General features: G+C 36.5%; 2 protein-coding genes. Both read left to right on the top strand.

The genetic code is table 11. The features are described from left to right. Positions 1-364: 364 nt before the first annotated feature. Entirely contained in the window at positions 365-640 is a 276-nt protein-coding gene (locus ACUVXA_RS20810) for a heterodisulfide reductase-related iron-sulfur binding cluster (protein WP_445873209.1), read from the top strand. 14 nt (positions 641-654) lie between these two features. Further along, positions 655-1,520: heterodisulfide reductase-related iron-sulfur binding cluster (locus ACUVXA_RS20805; protein WP_445873208.1), on the top strand; the 866-nt coding region annotated here is incomplete at its 3' end.

The following is a 1,520-nucleotide window of genomic DNA, read 5'->3' as shown; positions in this document are numbered from 1 at the left end:
ACAACCCTTGCAAAAACCGTTCTCCAGCTACGGAGATTGAAAGTTTTTTATCTATTTCGTGTTGCTATTTTTTTGGTTAACATGTGTGACTGATAAAAATTACTGTCAATCATAAAAATATTAGAAAAATATAAAAACTAGTAATTACACGTTTCCTAATTAACTTCGATAATTGATATGCAAACAGGAGATGAATGATAAATATTGGTGCCAGAATTGACTTCTCTAAAAGTCTAATAAGAAAATAATGAGAAATAAATAGAGCTTTAAAAAGGAGATGTGGTGACTTTTTTGATCCTTTATCTGCTGTTTATAAAAAGTTGACGAGATTATGGTAAAGACGCATGTTTCTATCGGTGATTGTATGAGATTCGTATTGTTTTTGGGTTGTTTGATTCCTTTTAGGCTCCCTTCGTTAGAAATCACTGCAAGAAGGGTCTTAGATAAGCTAGGTGTAGAAATTGAGGATGTATCTGATTTCTCATGCTGTCCAAATACTATAGCTGTTGAGGCCGTTAATGATGATTATTGGTACTTTTTAGCAGCCAGAAATCTTGCATTGGCTGAAAAACAGGGGCTAGATATTCTGTGTCTTTGCAGTGGTTGCTCTGAGAGTCTAAAAAAGCCAACCTGGAACTAAGAAAAGATGCTGATTTGAGAGAGCGAATAAACTCAAAACTAGCGGAAATTGGTTTAAACTACAATGGAAATGTTGAAGTAAAACATTTTGTGGAACTCCTGATTGAAATCGGATTGGATGCTATAAGAGAAAAAATTGTGTATCCTCTTCACGGTTTAAAGGTGGCTTGTCATTATGGTTGCCATCTTCTAAGACCTAGTGAAGTAATCTTCTTTGATAATCCTTTGAATCCGATGTCTCTTGATAAGCTGTGTCAAGTTCTGGGAGCTGATAGTGTCGATTATGAAACCAAAATGCTTTGCTGCGGCAGTAATTTAAGTTTAGTGGAATCAGATAAGGCTCTACTATTATCTAAAAGAAAGTTGGAGGAGATTAAGAAGAGGGCTGGCTGCCTAGTTGTCGTTTGTCCCTCATGTTTCCAGCAGTATGATTCAGCTCAGAAACTAATGAAGGAAAATCTCAGTGTCCCGGTCTTCTACTACTTGGAGTTATTGGGATTGTCACTGGGAATAGAAGCAGTAGACATGGGGCTATCAACCCATAAAATTAATGTTTTAGATTTAGTGAATAGAATTAAAGAACGTGGAGAAGCATTAAAAGTTCTCTCAGAAATTTTTGATATTACAGTTCTCAAGAATTGTGCAAGATGCGGCGCATGTTCCTCTGACTGCCCGGTCGCAGATGATAAATTCGATCCGCATAATATAATTAAAATGTTGCTAGAGGGAAAATTAAGAGAGGTTTTGGAAGCGGGAGAATTTTGGCGCTGCACCGAGTGTTATACCTGTCATGAGCTTTGCCCCCAAAATATGGGGCTTATAGAAATTTTGGTAGTGTCCCTTTTACATGTGTATTTATTAGGGGGTTTGATTTATTTTAT

The sequence above is a fragment of the Candidatus Jordarchaeum sp. genome, from assembly GCF_052745115.1.
The sequence above is the reverse complement of the archived record's forward strand: the minus strand, read 5'-3'. Positions and strand labels throughout refer to the sequence as shown.

Coding starts and splice junctions, on each gene's coding strand:
- ACUVXA_RS20810 (WP_445873209.1), top strand. CDS start 365: ATGAGATTCGTATTGTTTTTGGGTTGTTTGATTCCTTTTAGGCTCCCT.